The organism is Streptomyces sp. NPDC047017, assembly GCF_040644175.1.
Lineage (GTDB): Bacteria > Actinomycetota > Actinomycetes > Streptomycetales > Streptomycetaceae > Streptomyces.
Genome location: NZ_JBEYVW010000018.1, coordinates 21,886 through 36,756, shown reverse-complemented (window position 1 = coordinate 36,756; position 14,871 = coordinate 21,886). Strand labels below are relative to the sequence as shown.

The 14,871-nt window shown below is 74.0% G+C and carries 11 protein-coding genes; 3 read left to right on the top strand and 8 right to left on the bottom strand.

What is annotated here, in order from left to right:
* Nucleotides 1–51 precede the first annotated feature (51 nt).
* From ABZ858_RS27180 to ABZ858_RS27165, 4 genes are all read right to left on the bottom strand, one after another.
* Nucleotides 52–555 (bottom strand): ATP-binding protein, encoded by a 504-nt coding sequence (locus ABZ858_RS27180; protein ID WP_361383853.1) that lies wholly within the window; start codon nucleotides 553–555, stop codon nucleotides 52–54.
* A gap of 333 nt (nucleotides 556–888) precedes the next feature.
* Nucleotides 889–1,656, bottom strand: coding sequence for an enoyl-CoA hydratase/isomerase family protein (locus ABZ858_RS27175; RefSeq protein WP_361383850.1), 768 nt, complete (start codon nucleotides 1,654–1,656; stop codon nucleotides 889–891).
* A 126-nt stretch (nucleotides 1,657–1,782) separates the two neighbouring features.
* Nucleotides 1,783–3,018 (bottom strand): Ig-like domain-containing protein, encoded by a 1,236-nt coding sequence (locus ABZ858_RS27170; RefSeq protein ID WP_361383848.1) that lies wholly within the window; start codon nucleotides 3,016–3,018, stop codon nucleotides 1,783–1,785.
* Nucleotides 3,019–3,232: 214 nt separating this feature from the next.
* Entirely contained in the window at nucleotides 3,233–4,462 is a 1,230-nt protein-coding gene (locus ABZ858_RS27165; RefSeq protein WP_361383845.1) for an Ig-like domain-containing protein, read from the bottom strand.
* Between the two features lie 564 nt (nucleotides 4,463–5,026).
* Here ABZ858_RS27165 and glgX point away from each other — a divergent pair.
* Nucleotides 5,027–7,171 (top strand): glycogen debranching protein GlgX, encoded by a 2,145-nt coding sequence (glgX, locus tag ABZ858_RS27160; protein WP_361384274.1) that lies wholly within the window; start codon nucleotides 5,027–5,029, stop codon nucleotides 7,169–7,171.
* A 59-nt stretch (nucleotides 7,172–7,230) separates the two neighbouring features.
* Here the strand turns inward: glgX and ABZ858_RS27155 are convergent, their stop codons facing one another.
* From ABZ858_RS27155 to ABZ858_RS27140, 4 genes are read right to left on the bottom strand one after another with little or no spacing between them, the layout of a single operon-like run.
* The gene (locus tag ABZ858_RS27155) at nucleotides 7,231–7,875 is read right to left on the bottom strand and encodes a response regulator transcription factor (protein WP_361383842.1); all 645 of its coding nucleotides are present in this window, start codon (nucleotides 7,873–7,875) and stop codon (nucleotides 7,231–7,233) included.
* Nucleotides 7,865–9,115, bottom strand: coding sequence for a sensor histidine kinase (locus tag ABZ858_RS27150; RefSeq protein WP_361383839.1), 1,251 nt, complete (start codon nucleotides 9,113–9,115; stop codon nucleotides 7,865–7,867). The genes ABZ858_RS27155 and ABZ858_RS27150 overlap by 11 nt, the downstream gene beginning before the upstream one ends.
* A gap of 25 nt (nucleotides 9,116–9,140) precedes the next feature.
* Nucleotides 9,141–9,890 carry an ABC transporter permease gene (locus ABZ858_RS27145; protein WP_361383836.1) on the bottom strand — a complete coding sequence of 250 codons (750 nt, stop codon included), beginning with the start codon at nucleotides 9,888–9,890 and terminating at the stop codon, nucleotides 9,141–9,143.
* Nucleotides 9,887–10,789 carry an ABC transporter ATP-binding protein gene (locus ABZ858_RS27140; protein WP_361383833.1) on the bottom strand — a complete coding sequence of 301 codons (903 nt, stop codon included), beginning with the start codon at nucleotides 10,787–10,789 and terminating at the stop codon, nucleotides 9,887–9,889. Before ABZ858_RS27140 ends, ABZ858_RS27145 begins: the two co-directional genes overlap by 4 nt.
* A 207-nt stretch (nucleotides 10,790–10,996) precedes the next feature.
* Here ABZ858_RS27140 and ABZ858_RS27135 point away from each other — a divergent pair, with 207 nt between their 5' ends.
* Nucleotides 10,997–12,994 (top strand): ABC transporter ATP-binding protein, encoded by a 1,998-nt coding sequence (locus ABZ858_RS27135; protein ID WP_361383830.1) that lies wholly within the window; start codon nucleotides 10,997–10,999, stop codon nucleotides 12,992–12,994.
* Nucleotides 12,991–14,853 (top strand): ABC transporter ATP-binding protein, encoded by a 1,863-nt coding sequence (locus ABZ858_RS27130; RefSeq protein ID WP_361383827.1) that lies wholly within the window; start codon nucleotides 12,991–12,993, stop codon nucleotides 14,851–14,853. Before ABZ858_RS27135 ends, ABZ858_RS27130 begins: the two co-directional genes overlap by 4 nt.
* Nucleotides 14,854–14,871: the final 18 nt, after the last annotated feature.

The following is a 14,871-nucleotide window of genomic DNA, read 5'->3' as shown; positions in this document are numbered from 1 at the left end:
ATGGCTGCCGCTTGAGCGTCGGTCAGGAAGCGGGCGCGCGACGCCCCCGGGTCAGCGGTCCGCGACCCGCATCTCGAACCACGTTGTCTTGCCGCGCGGCAGCAGATCGACCCCCCAGCGGTCGGCGAGCTTGTCCACGAGGAACACGCCCCGGCCACTGATGTCCAGCTCCTGCACGGGCATCAGGCACGGCAGCCCGCGCGAGGGGTCGCGGACCTCGACGCGGACCCAGCCCCGGCGGCGGCGCATCCGCAGGCCGAACACGCGGGCGCCGGTGTGCCGTACGGCGTTGCCCACGAGTTCGGAGGCGAGCAGGACCGCGTCCTCGGCGAGCTTGGGGCTCAGGCCCCACTGGCGCAGGACGACGACCTGGACCAGCCGGCGCGCGATGGCCGCCGACTCGGGCAGGGACGGCAGCGGGACGTCGCACTCGGCCGGGTTGCCGTACAACTCCAGTGCGGCCAGCGCCCGTTCGTCCTCGACCGCGGGGGACCAGCGCGCCGCGGCCGCCCGTCTGCCTTCCCGCGGCTGCTCGATGCCCTCCAGCCCCGCCATGGCCCCCATCATGGACGCCCACAAAGCGTGCTGTGCCCGTTCCGGCGGAATACGCCCCCCGTGCGCCCCCTGCCCACCCCCGGTGAGCGGCATATGCCGGGGGTACGTCGCGGACCGGGACGGCCCGGCCGGCGAGCGGGAAACGGGCAGGTCGGCGGCGGTCGCCCCCGGTCCACCGGCCGGGCGCCCGCGGCGGTCCCGCGGCCCGCCGGGACCGCCGTGCCGGGCGGCCCGTGCTCCGGTGCCGCGGCGGCGGTGGAAGATTGGCGTGATCCCGACGGGCGCGCGGGGCGCGCCCGGCGCCCTCGGCGCGCGCCCGCCGGGCGGACCGGCTCAGACGAACTTCGCCTTGCCGGGTCCCTCCTCCACGAAGCTGCGCATCCCGCGCTCGCGGTCCTCGGTGGCGAACAGGCCCGCGAACCAGGCGCGTTCCACGGCGAGCCCGGTGTCGAGGTCGGTCTCCAGTCCGCTGTCGATCGACTCCTTGGCGGCGCGCAGCGCGATCGCCGGCCCCTGGGCGAGCCGCGCCGCCCAGGCGTGCGCCGCCTCGTACACCTCGGCGGCCGGCACCAGCCGGTCCACCAGGCCGAGCGCGAGGGCCTCGTCGGCCTTGACCTGGCGGCCGGTGAAGATGAGGTCCTTGGCCTTGGAAGGGCCGATCAGCCGGGACAGCCGCTGGGTGCCGCCGGCGCCGGGGATGAGGCCGAGCAGGATCTCCGGCTGGCCCAGCTTGGCGTTGTCCGCGGCGATCCGGTAGTCGGCGCACAGCGCCAGCTCGCAGCCGCCGCCCAGCGCGTAGCCGGTGACCGCGGCGACCACCGGCTTGGGGATGCGGGCCACGGCGGTGAGGGAGTCCTGCAGGCCGCGGGCCCGGCGCACCATGGCGGCGTGGTCCATCACCCGCATCTCCTTGATGTCCGCGCCGGCCGCGAACACCTTCTCGCCGCCGTAGATCACCACGGCGCGCACATCGGCGCGGTCGGCGGCCTCCTCGGCGAGTTCCTTGATCCGGTCCTGCGTGGCGACGTCGAGCGCGTTCATGGGCGGACGGTCCAGGCGCAGCGTGCCGACGCCCTCGGCGACTTCCAGAGTTACGGTCATGCCAGCAGGTTAACGGGGACTAACGCGAGGCGGCCCGGTGCGGTCGGTCACACACCGGGCCGGTCGGCCGGGACGGGCGGGTGGGGCAGGTGGGGCAGGCGCGTCGGGCGGGTCAGGCCCGGGGGCTCACGCCTTCCACTGCGCCCAGGGCAGGTTCCAGCCGTTGAGGCCGTTGTCCGGGGTCACGGTCTTGTCCTCGGAGTTCTTGACGACCAGGACGTCACCGATCAGCGAGTGGTTGAAGAACCAGGCGGCCGCCACCCCGCTGTCGCCGCCGCCGCGCACGTCGCGCAGGCCGACGCAGCCGTGGCTGGCGTTGTAGTTGCCGAACGCGTCGCCGCCCCAGTAGTTGCCGTGCACGAAGGTGCCGGAGGTGGTCAGGCGCATGGCGTGCGGGACGTCCTTGATGTCGTACTCGCCGCCGTAGCCGACCGTCTCGCCGTTCATCCGGGTCACGGTGAGCTTCTCGCTGATGACCATCTGGCCGTTCCAGGTCGAGTAGCCGGGCTTGCCGGTGGTGACCGGGATGGTCTTGACGACCTTGCCGTCCTGGGTGACCTTCATCGTGTGCGCCTTGGCGTCGACCACGGAGACCTGATCGCGGCCGATGGTGAAGGAGACGGTCCTGGTCTGCTTGCCGTAGACGCCGGGGCGGCCCTCGACGCCGTCCAGGCTGAGCTTGACGGTGACCTTGGTGCCGGACTTCCAGTACCGCTCGGGACGGAAGTCGAGGCGGTCGTTGCCGAACCAGTGGCCCTCGACGTCGACGGCCGGCTCGGTCTTGATCTGGATGGCCTTCTCGACGTCCCGCGGGTGCGTGATACCCCGGGTGAAGTTGACGGAGAACGGCATCCCGACGCCGACGGTGGAACCGTCCTCGGGGGTGAAGTTCGCGACGAACGTGTTCTTCGGCGTCAGGGTGGTGAAGCTGGAGTCCTCGGCGGCCTCGCGGCCGGCGGAGTCCCTGGCGACCGCGTGGACCGTGTACCGGGTCGAGGCGGCCAGGTGGGAGGCGGGCGTCCAGGAGGTGCCGCCGGATATCGCGCCGGCTATCTCGGTGCCCTTGGCGTCCTTGACGACGACCTGGGTCAGGGAGCCCTTGCTCGAACTCACCTTCAGGGCCCCGTTGGTGTCGACGGAGGTGGCGCCGTCCTTGGGCGCGATGGTGAGGACCGCCTGCGACTGCTGGCTCTCGGCGGCGTCCTTGCCCTTGCTCTCACCGGAGGCGGAGCCGTCGCCTCCGCCGCACGCGGTGACGGCCAGGACCAGCGCGCCGGACATCAGTGCCAGCAGCCCCTTGCTTCCCCGCCGCCGTCGTACGCCCCCGTCAACCGACGCCCCCGATATCGGCCGCACGTTCACGTCTGTCTCCCCTCCCCGGGCCGGTTCAGACCCGCGCCCCGGCGCGTCCCACGCGCACCCTGGCGCATAGTAACCACAAGGTCAGGGGCGAGATGTCAGCCAATTGTCACTGTTCCGTCCCAAGTTCGGCAGCCGATGGACAGCCGGTGGAAACGGACGTGGGCGGTCCCGGCGCGCCCGCCCGCGACCGCCCACGCGCCCCCCGCGGCGCCGGTCACTCGACCGCGCTGCCCGCCGTCCAGGCGCCCCAGTCCATGTTCCAGCCGCCGAGGCCGTTGGCGGCGCTCACCGTCCTGTCGTCGCTGTGCACGATCTCCACCACGTCCCCGACGAGGCTGCGGTCGAAGAACCAGCCCGCCGGGGTGTCCGGGCTGCCGCCCTTGACGTCCTTGAGGCCCACGCAGCCGTGGCTGACGTTGGCCCGGCCGAACGGGTCGGGCGTGGACCAGTAGTTGCCGTGGATGAAGGTGCCGGAGTCGGTGAGCCGCATGGCGTGCGGGACGTCGGGGATGTCGTACTCGCCGCCGAAGCCGACCGTGCGGCTGTTCATGCGGGTCACCTCCAGCATCTCCATCACCACCATCTTCCCGTTGTACGTGGTGTGCCCGGGGGCCCCGGCGGTGACGGGGACGGTGGCCAGCAGCCGGCCGGCGCGGCGCACCCGCATGGTGTGGGTGGCGGCGTCGACCAGTGACTCCTGGCTGCGGCCGACGGTGAAGGAGAAGGTCTTGTCCTGGAGCCCGTACACGCCGGGCGCCGCCTGGACGTCCCTCAGCCGCAGTTCGACGGTGACCTGGGTGCCGGGCGTCCAGTACCGCCGGGGCCGGAAGTCGAGGCGGTCCTTGCCGAACCAGTGCGGGCGGATCTCCACCGGCGGCCGCGCGGTGACGCGGACGGCGCGCTGGACGGCGGCGCGGTCGGCGATCTCCCGGCTGAACGCCAGCGAGACGATCATCCCGGTGCCGACGACGGCACGGTTCTCCGGGGTGACGTAGCCGATGAACCGCTCCTGGGGGACGTAGGTGGTGAAGGTGGTGTGCCGGGCGGAGCGCCGGCCGTCGCCGTCGACGGCCACCGCGTCGACGGTGTACTTGGCGGCCAGGGCCAGCCGGTCGTCGTCGGGCCGCCAGGTCCGGCCGTCGTCGCCCAGGCGGCCGGACACCGGGGTGTCCTGCGCGTCCAGGGACCTGACGACCTTGACGGACTCCAGGTGCCCGTCGCCGACCCGCACCCGCAGTCTCGTGCCGGGCCGGACGTCCTTGCTGCCGTCGTCCGGCGCGACGCGGATCACCTCCCCGTCCCCCGCGGACCTGCCGAAGGCCCGGCCGAGGGCGCCCGGGCCGCCGGCGTCGCAGCCGACGGCCCCGGCCAGTAGTCCTGCCCATGTCAGTAGGGCGGCCAGCGCGGCCCCCGCGCGCCGTGCGCGCCGTTGTACGTGCCTCACGGCCTGCCCAACGACGCGCCCGCTTCCGGGAAACGTGAGTGCGAGCCGAGCGGTGGGCAGAACAGTGGGGAGGAGCGCGCGGCGAAAGGACGCGCGGGGAGGAAGCCGCGACAGCGGGCCGGAACCGAAGCGGGGTCTTTCGTGGGATCAGGCCGGATCGGAGCCCGGCACGACCCGGACGGGAGGCCCGAGCCGCGACAGCCGAAAAAAGGGGCCGACCAGGTGTCCAGCGCAGCCGGGCAGGAGGCGGTGGCGGGCGGGCGCGCCACCGGGAACGGGCGCACCACGAAGGACGGACGCACCACCGAGGACGGGCGCAGCACCCAGGACGGACACACCACCGGGGACGGGCACCCGGCCGGGAACGGGACCCCGGCGGCGGCCGGCACCCCGGCCGGGACCGGGCGCACCGGGACCGGTGAACGCGCCGGCGCCGCCGGGCGCGTCGACGGCGAAGGGCGCGGCGGCGGTGACGCGCGCGCCCCCGGTGACGGGCGGGCCGGCGCCCAGGCGCGTCCGGCGGGCGTCGTCACCGGCGGTCCGCGGGCCGCGCCGCCGCCCGCCGTGCCCGTGTGGCCGGGTACGCCGACGCCGCTGGGCGCCCGCTTCCGGGCCGGTCCCGACGGGGTGGCGGGCACCGACTTCGCGCTGTGGGCGGGCGGCGCGGAGGCGGTCGAGGTGTGCCTGTTCGACGAGGCGGGGCGGGAGACGCGGGCCCGGCTCACCGAGCTGACGCACGAGGTCTGGCACGGCTTCGTGCCCGGCGTGCCGCCCGGCCGGCGCTACGGCTACCGGGTGCACGGCCGCTGGGACCCGTGGACCGGCGCCCGCTGGAACCCGGCGAAGCTGCTGCTCGACCCGTACGCGCGCGCGGTGGACGGCGAGTTCCGGCTGCCGCCGGAGGTGTACGGGCATGTGCGGGACTGGCCGGAGCAGCATGTCGCCGACACCGTGCGCGACGACCGCGACTCGGCGCCCTTCGTGCCCAAGGGCGTGGTCGTGCACGATGACGACGACTGGTCGGACGACCACCGCCCCGGCACCCCGTGGGCGGACTCGGTCATCTACGAACTGCATGTGCGCGGCTTCACCCGGCGCCACCCGGGCATCCCCGAGGAGCTGCGGGGCACCTACGCGGGCCTGGCCCATCCGGCGGCAGTCGAGCACCTGGTGCGGCTGGGCGTGACGGCGGTGGAGCTGCTGCCGGTGCACCAGTTCGCGCACGAGGACCACCTGCTGAGACGGGGGCTGCGCAACTACTGGGGCTACAACTCGATCGGCTACTTCGCCCCGCACGCCGGGTACGCCGCCGCCGGCACCGCCGGGCAGCAGGTCGGCGAGTTCAAGCGGATGGTGCGCGCGCTGCACGCGGCCGGCATCGAGGTCATCCTCGACGTGGTCTACAACCACACCGCCGAGGCCGGCGAGTACGGCCCGACGCTCTCCCTCAAGGGCATCGACAACCAGCGCTACTACCGTCCGGCGCCCGACGCCCGCCGGTACGCCGACTACACCGGCTGCGGCAACACCCTGAACGTGGTGCAGCCGCACGTGCTGCGCCTGATCACCGACTCGCTGCGCTACTGGGTGACCGAGATGGGCGTGGACGGCTTCCGTTTCGACCTGGCCGCCGCGCTGGCCCGTTCCCTGCACGACGTGGACATGCTCTCCCCGTTCCTCGCGGTGATCGCGCAGGACCCGGTGCTGCGCCGGGTCAAGCTGATCGCCGAGCCGTGGGACGTGGGCTCGGGCGGCTATCAGGTGGGGGCCTTCCCGCCGCTGTGGGCGGAGTGGAACGACCGCTACCGCGACGCCGTACGGGACTTCTGGCGGCACGCCCTGCCGGACGTGCGGGAGATGGGCTACCGGCTGTCCGGCTCCAGCGACCTGTACGCGTGGGGCGGCCGGCGCCCCTACGCGTCGGTCAACTTCGTCACCGCGCACGACGGTTTCACCCTGCGGGACCTGGTGTCCTACGACCGCAAGCACAACGAGGCCAACGGCGAGGGCAACCGGGACGGCACCGGCGACAACCGCTCCTGGAACTGCGGGGCGGAGGGCGAGAGCGACGACGAGCGGGTCCGGGCGCTGCGCCGCAGGCAGTTGCGCAACCTGCTGACCACGCTGCTGCTGTCCACCGGGGTGCCGATGCTGGTCGCGGGCGACGAGATGGGCCGCACCCAGCACGGCAACAACAACGCGTACTGCCAGGACAACGAGACCGGCTGGGTGGACTGGTCGCTGACGGCCGACCCGGGCTGGAAGGCGCTGTTCGAGCTGGCCGCCCGGCTGATCGCGCTGCGCCGCCGCCATCCGGTGCTGCGCCGGCGGGCGTTCTTCTCCGGGCGCGCGCACTCGGCGGACGGGCTGCGGGACCTGGCCTGGTTCACCGCGGGTGGCACCGAGATGACCGAGGGCGACTGGTACGCCCCCGCCGCCACCTTGGGGATGTACCTGTCCGGGCGGGACATCCCGGGCCGCGACGAGCGCGGCGCGCCCGTCCTGGACGACAGTTTCCTGGCGGTGCTGCACGCCGGGGACCGGCCGGTGCGGTTCGTGCTGCCGGGGCCGCCGTGGGCCGGACGCTACGAGGTGGTGGTGGACACCTCGCGGGAGGAGCAGGGGGCGGCGCCGGGGGTGACGCACCGGGCCGGGGCGGCCGTCACGGTGCCGGCGCGGGCGGTGCTGCTGCTGCGGGTCACCGGCTGAGTCCGCAGGGCACCGGCGAGCGGCCGCCGGGTCCCGGCCGGCCCGTGCTCGCCGGGGCCTCAGCCCAGGATGCCCCGGTCGTAGGCGACCGCGACCGCCGCCGCGCGGTCCTTGACGCCGAGCTTGGCGTACAGGTGGGTCAGGTGGGTCTTCACCGTGGCCTCGCTGATGAAGAGTTCCCGGGCGATCTCGCGGTTGGCGGTGCCGCGGGCGACCAGGACCAGCACCTCGCGTTCGCGCGCCGAGAGCGCCTCGCCGCCTGCGGCGGGGGCGCGGACCGCGGAGACCAGGCGGGAGGCGACGGCCGGGGAGAGGACGGTACGGCCCTCGGCGGCGGCGCGCACCGCGGTGAACAGCTCGTCGCGCGGGGCGTCCTTGAGCAGGTAGCCGGTCGCGCCCGCCTCGATCGCGGGCAGGGTGTCGGAGTCGGTGTCGTACGTCGTCAGGACGAGCACCTTGGCGCGGGCGCCGCGGCGGGTCAGCTCCCGGATGGCGTCCACGCCCGGGCCGCCGGGCATCCGCAGGTCCATCAGGATCACGTCCGGATCGAGGGCCGCGGCCCGTGCCACCGCCTCGACGCCGCCCGAGGCCTCACCGAGCACGGTGAACCCGGCCGCGGACTCGAACATGCCGCGCAGCCCGTCGCGTACGACGGGGTGGTCGTCGACGATGAGGAGGGAGATGGAGGACGTGTCATCGCTCATGGCGTACCAACGGTACGCGAGCGGAGACCGCCGTGCCGTGCCCGGGTTCGGTCTCCACGGTGAGGGAGCCCGCGATGCGTTCGGCGCGGGCGCGCATGCCGTCCAGGCCGAAGCCGCCGGAGCGGGTGCGGGCGGGTACGGCGGCCGGGTCGAAGCCGGTGCCGTCGTCGCGGATGTCGAGGCTGACCTCGTCGCCCATGAAGGACAGGGTGACCCCGACCCGGGCGGGGCGGGCGTGCCGGGCGGCGTTGGACAGGGCCTCCTGGGCGATGCGCAGCAAGGTGGCCGAGACCTCGTCGTGGAGCTGCTCGGTGGTGCCGGTGACGGTGAATCCGGCGCGCACTCCGGTGCGGTCGCCCCATTCGCTGACCGTCCTGTGCAGCGCCTCGGGCAGGCCGGTGTCCGCCAGCGCCACCGGGGCCAGGTTGTGCACCGAGCGGCGGGCCTCGCCGAGGCTGTGCCGGGCCAGCGTGGAGGCGCGCTCCAGGTGGGTGCGGGCGGTGGTCAGGTCGGGAGCGTTCGCCACCACCTGCAACTGGGCGATGATGCCGGTCAGCCCCTGGGCGAGGGTGTCGTGGATCTCGGCGGCCAGGCGCCGGCGCTCGTCGGCGACGCCGGCCTCGCGGGCCTGGACGAGCAGTTGCGCGTGCAGGGCCGCGTTCTCGTCCAGGGCCTGCTGCAACGCGGTGTTGGTGCGCTCCAGTTCGGCGATGGTCTCGGCCTGGGCGACGGCGCGGGTCTGCTCCTGCTCGGCGAACCGGGTGAACAGGGCGACCAGGCCGACGTTGGCGCCGAGGACCACGCCGAAGCCGAGCCAGGCGACCGTCCCGCGGGGCGGCATGCCGCCGATCTCGCTGCCGGCCATGGTGACGGCGGTCAGGATCAGGCCGGGCAGCACCAGCCGGCGGGGCAGCTGCCGGCCCGCGGTGTAGTAGCCGCAGACGGCGTAGAAGGCGAAGAACGGGTTGAGCCAGGTCAGCACGAAGGCGAGCGCCCAGCGGGTGAAGTACAGGCAGGCACTGGTCCGGCTCGGCGTCGGCCGGTGGCGGGCCAGCCGCGCCCAGCCGATCTGGAGGAGCAGCGCGACGGCCACCAGGGCACCGGCCGTGTACAGCTCGCCCCGGCCCATGCCGACCACCTCGGCCGAGCCGGCCGAGGTCACCACGCCCACCGCGAGCAGCGCGAAGGGCCCCCAGTCGTCGAAGGTGGCGCGCGGCGGCTTCCAGTCGGCGTTCGTCATGCCCCCAGTGTCCGGCACGGCCCGCTCACTCCCAGCGGAACCAGCGCGCGGCCGCGGCCGTGAGCAGGACCGTCCAGGCGGCGAGCACTGCCAGGTGGGTCCAGCCCGGCCAGTGGCCGGCGGCGGCCTGGCCCAGGGCCTGCGCGGCGGCGCCGAAGGGGGTGTAGCCGGTGATCCGGGCGAGCAGGTGGGGCATGGCCTGCACCGGCACCCACAGGCCCGCGCAGAACATCATCGGGAAGAGCACCGCGCTGCCGACCGCGCTCGCGATCTTCGTGGTGCGGGACAGGGCGCAGATCAGCGAGCCCAGCGCGAGGGCGGTGGCCACGGCCAGCAGCAGGGCGAGCGCGTAGCCGAAGCCCTGTTCGGGCAGGCGCACCCCGAAGGCGATCCGGCCGACGAGGAGGGCGAGCACCGCCGAGGTCAGGGCCGCGCCCGCGAAGACCACCATGTGCGCGGCGAGCAGGGTGACGGGCCGCACGGGGGTGGTGGACATCCGGCGCAGGATGCCGCGTTCGCGGTAGCCGGTGAGGACCTGCGGCATGCCCTGCATACCGCCGAGGATCATGCCGAGCAGTACCGCGACCGGCACATAGGTGTCGATGAGCCGGAGCCCGCCGAGCGAGTCGTCGTGGTGGCGGAAGGACGGGACGGAGCCGAGGATCGCCAGCAGCAGGGTGGGGAACAGCACGATCCAGAAGATCGCGCCGGGTTCGCGGCGGAAGAGGCGGATCTCGGTGCGCAGGACGGCGGGGTTCAGGGCGGCGGAACTCATGCGGCGGTCTCCGTGAGGTCGAGGAAGGCGTCGTCGAGGGTGGCGTCGGTGACGCGGAGCTGGTGGGCGGTGATGTGCCGGCGGGCGAGCAGCGAGAGGACCGCGTTGACGGTCGTGTCGGTGCCGGACAACGTGATCCGGCCCTCGTTGCAGGCCACCGAGGACAGTTCGGGCAGGGCGTTCAGCTCGGTCTCGTCCAGCGGCGCGGACGGGGTGAAGGTGATCACGGTGGCGCCTGCCGAGCGCCGGATCAGGCCCTCGGGGGTGTCCAGGGCGGCGACGCGGCCCCGGTCGATCACCGCGATCCGGTCGCACAGCCGCTGGGCCTCCTCCATGAAGTGCGTCACCAGCAGGACGGTGACCCCGCCGGCCCGGACGTCCTCGATGAGCTGCCAGGTGTCGCGGCGGGCACGCGGGTCGAGGCCGGTGGTCAGCTCGTCGAGGACCACCACCCGGGGGTTGCCGATGAGGGCGAGCGCGATGAACAGGCGCTGCTTCTGGCCGCCGGACAGCTTGCCGAAGCGGGTGGTGAGCTTCTGGGTGAGGCCGAGGCGTTCGGCCAGCGGCCGCCAGTCGGCGGGGCGCGGGTAGAAGGAGGCGTACAGCTCCAGGGCCTCGCGGACGGTGAGTTTGCCTTGCAGCTCGCTCTGCTGGAGCTGGGCGCCCAGCACGCGGGCGACCTGCTCGCGTTCGGTGACGGGGTCGAGGCCGGTGACCCGGACCCGGCCGGCGTCGGGGACGCGCAGCCCCTCGACGCACTCGACGGTGGTGGTCTTGCCGGCGCCGTTGGGGCCGAGGACGCCGAAGATCTCCCCTTCCTCGACGGCGAAGGAGACACCGTCGACGACGCTCCGGCCGCCGTAGGACTTGCGCAGTTCGCTGACTTCGATGACGGACATGGCATCAGCCTCCCGCCGGCCGCCCCGCCCGCGCATCGCCCGACGCGCTCGAAGCGGCATCAGCCGATCGGTTGATGCCCCGCTACGACCGGACGCCGGCCGCCCTCCTCCGACCGGCCGAACGCGCAGGTCGCAGGGCAGGCGGCGGAGCCGGCCCGGCCGAAATCCAGTAGGCGATGTCAGTGCCGAACCGTACGCTCGCTCCTGATGGCCACGACACCCGCTCCCGCCGAGGAGTTCACCGAGCGACCCGCCGCGGACCGCCCCGAAGGCACCGGCCCGGCCGGGCGTTCGGCCGTCCGCACCCTGCTGCGCCTGTGGCCGTACGTCCGCCCGGTGCGCGCCCGGCTGTCCGTCGCCGCGTTCATCGCGATCGTCGCCTCCTGCGTGGGGCTGGTGATCCCGCTGGTGCTGAAGTGGATGGTGGACGGGCCGGTCGCCGGCCACGACACGGGGGGCGTGTGGCGGGGCGCGCTGTACCTGCTGCTGCTCGGTGTCGCCGAGGCGCTGCTGTTCGGGCTGCGGCGGTGGCTGGTGGCGCGTCCGCTCTCCCGGGTCGAGGCGGAGATGCGGGCGTCCCTCTACCGGCATCTGCAGCGGCTGCCGGTCGCCTTCCACGACCGGTGGGCGTCGGGCCAGTTGCTCTCCCGGGCCACCACCGACCTGATGCTGCTGCGCCAGTTCCTCGCCTTCCCGCTCACCTTCCTGCTGGTCAACGGCGTCACGATCCTGGTGGGCGTGGTCATCATGCTGCTCCAGGACTGGACGCTGGGACTGGTGATGCTGGCGCCCGCCGTGCCGCTGGTGGTGCTGAGCGCGCTCTTCGAGAAGCGGTACGCGCACGCGGCCCGGCAGGCGCAGGACCAGGTCGGAGACCTGACGACGGTGGTCGAGGAGAGCGTGCTCGGCATCCGCGTCATCAAGGGCTTCGGCCGGCACCGCAGCCAGGCCCGCGCGTTCCGCGAGCTGTCGGCCACCCTGCGCGGCACCGAGCTGCGCAAGGCCCGGCTGCTGGCCGCCGTCTGGGCGGTCATCATGACGCTGCCCGAAGTGGCCATCGGGGCCACGCTGGTGGTGGGCGCGGTGCGGGTGGCCGACCACGCGCTGTCGGCGGGCACGCTGGTCGCCTTCCTGTCCACGGCGCTCGCGCTGCGCTGGCCGGTGGAGTCGATCGGCTTCCTGCTGGCGATGAGCCAGGAGGCGGCGACGGCCACGGAACGCTACTTCGAGGCGATGGACGCCGTACCGGAGTCCGCGTCGAAGCCCGCGCCCACCGAGTCCCGCCCCGCCGTCGCGGACGAGGGCGGGCTGCGCTTCGAAGGCGTCCGCTTCCGCCACCCCGACGCCCCGCCCGGCTCGCCGCCCCTGCTCGACCGGGTGGACCTGCGCATCCGCCCCGGCGAGTCGATGGCCCTGGTCGGCGCGACCGGCAGCGGCAAGACGACGCTGACCGCGCTCGTCCCGCGCCTGCACGAGGTCACCGAGGGCCGTATCACCCTGGACGGGCGGGACATCGCCGCGCTGCCGCGCGAGGAGCTGCGCGCGCTGGTCGCCGTCGCCTTCGAGGAGCCCACCCTGTTCTCCGCGAGCGTCGGCGACAACGTTCTCATGGGCGCGGGCCGGTCCGTGGACGCGGGCGATCTGGACCGGGCGCTCGCGGTGGCCCAGGCGGACTTCGCGTACGCCCTGCCGCAGGGCACCGACACGCAGGTGGGTGAGCAGGGCCTCAGCCTCTCGGGGGGCCAGCGGCAGCGGCTCGCGCTCGCCCGGGCCGTCGTCGGCCGCCCGCGCTTCCTGATCCTGGACGACCCGCTGTCCGCGCTGGACGTGCACACCGAGGCCGCCGTGGAGGCCGCCCTGCGCCAGGTCCTGGCCGGCACCACGGCCCTGATCGTCGCCCACCGCCCCTCCACGGTGCTGCTGGCCGACCGGGTCGCCCTGCTCTCCGGCGGCCGGATCGCCGCCGTCGGCACCCACCACGAACTGCTGCGCACCAGCGACGAGTACGCCCGGCTGATGTCCGGCGCGCCCGCGCACGGAGAACCGGGGCCACCCGAGGAATCTGGGGGACCCGTGCGACCCGAGGAACCGGAACGACCCGCAGAGCCGGCGAAGTCCGCGGAGCCGGCGAAGCCCGCAGAGCCCGCGAAGTCCGCCATGCCGGCGGGGCCCGCAGCACCCGAGACGGAGGGCGACGACCGATGACGGCCCCCACCACGTCCGTCCCCACCACCGCCGACGACGCGGCGGACCAGGCCCGGACCGAGCAGACCAGCGACCCCTTCGACCGGGACGTCCTGCCCACCGTCCCGGGCGCCACGGCCGCCCTGCTGCGCTCGCTGCTGGCCCCCATGAAGGCGCGCGTGGCCGGCACCTCGCTCCTGCTGCTGCTCCAGCAGGCGGCCGTGCAGGCGGGCCCGCTGCTGGTGGCGTACGCCATCGACACGGCCGTACCGGCGTTCCGGGCGCACGAGCACGGGCCGCTGCTCGCGGTGGCCGTGGGCTACCTGCTGTGCGCGCTGGCCTCCGGCGCCCTGCAATGGGGGTTCGTCATCGCCTCCGCCCGGGTCAACCAGGACGTGCTGCTGGACCTGCGCGGCCGGATCTTCCGCCACGCGCAGGCGCTCAGCGTGGACTTCCACGAGCGCTACACCTCGGGCCGGCTCATCTCCCGCTCCACCACGGACGTGGAGTCGCTGCGCGAACTGCTCGACGAGGGCTTGCAGGAACTCGTCACCGTCATCCTGTCGTTCGTCTCCATCTCGGCGATGCTGCTCTGGCTCGACCCGGGCCTCGGCGCGGTCGCGGTGGCCTCCCTCGTCCCGCTGTACCTGCTGGTACGGCTCTATCAGCGACGCGTCGGACGGGTCTACCGGGAGCGGTCCACGGCGATCGCGGCGGTGATCGTGAAGTTCGTGGAGACGATGAACGGCATCCGGCCGGTGCGGGCCTTCCGCCGCGAGGCGGCCAACGACGCGGACTTCGCCGCGCTCAACGGGCGCCACGAGCGGACCAACGGTGACGCGCTGCTGGAGATGGCCCGCTATGTCGTCGGCTCCCGCCTGGTGGCGAACACGGCGGTCGCCGGGATCGTGCTGTGGGGCGCCTGGCGGGTGACGGACGGCTCGCTGGAGCTGGGTGTGCTGGCGGCGGCGGTGCTGTACCTGCGCCGGCTGTACGACCCGATCGACCGCCTCGGCATGTTCCTCAACTCCTACCAGTCGGCGGCCGCCTCCCTGGAGAAGATCGCGGGCCTGCTCGCCCAGGCCCCCTCCGTCCCGGAGCCGCAGGAGCCGCTTCGGCTGCCGCCGCCGGCGTCCGCGCTGCCCGGCCGCGAGGTCGTCTTCGACCGGGTCCGCTTCGCCTACCGCACCGGCGGCGAGGTGCTGCCCCGCTTCGACCTGACGCTGCCCGCCGGGCAGACCGTCGCGGTGGTCGGCTCCACCGGCGCCGGCAAGTCGACCCTGGCCAAGCTGCTGGCCCGGTTCTACGACCCGAGCGAGGGCCGGGTGCTCCTTGACGGGGTGGACCTGCGCGACCTGGCCGTGCCCGAACTGCGGCGCGGGGTGATCATGGTGACGCAGGAGGCGTTCCTGTTCTCCGGGACGGTCGCCGAGAACATCGCGGTCGGCCGCCCGGAGGCGAGCCGCGCGGAGATCGAGCGCGCGGCCAGGGCGATCGGCGCGCACGACTTCATCACCGCCCTGCCCGACGGCTACGACACGGACGTACGCAAGCGCGGCGGCCGGATCTCCGCGGGCCAGCGCCAACTGGTGGCGTTCGCACGGGCGTTGCTCGCCGATCCGGCGGTGCTGATCCTCGACGAGGCGACCAGCTCGCTGGACATCCCCGGCGAACAGGCCGTGCAGCGCGCGATGGCCACGGTGCTGCGCGGCCGTACGGCCGTGGTGATCGCGCACCGGCTGTCCACCGTGGAGATCGCCGACCGGGTGCTGGTGATGGAGCACGGCCGGATCGTGGAGGACGGCCCGCCCGCGCGGCTCATCGCGGGCGAGGGCAGGTTCGCGGGCCTGCACCGCGCCTGGCGCGACAGTCTGGCCTGAGCGGACGGGACGGGAGAA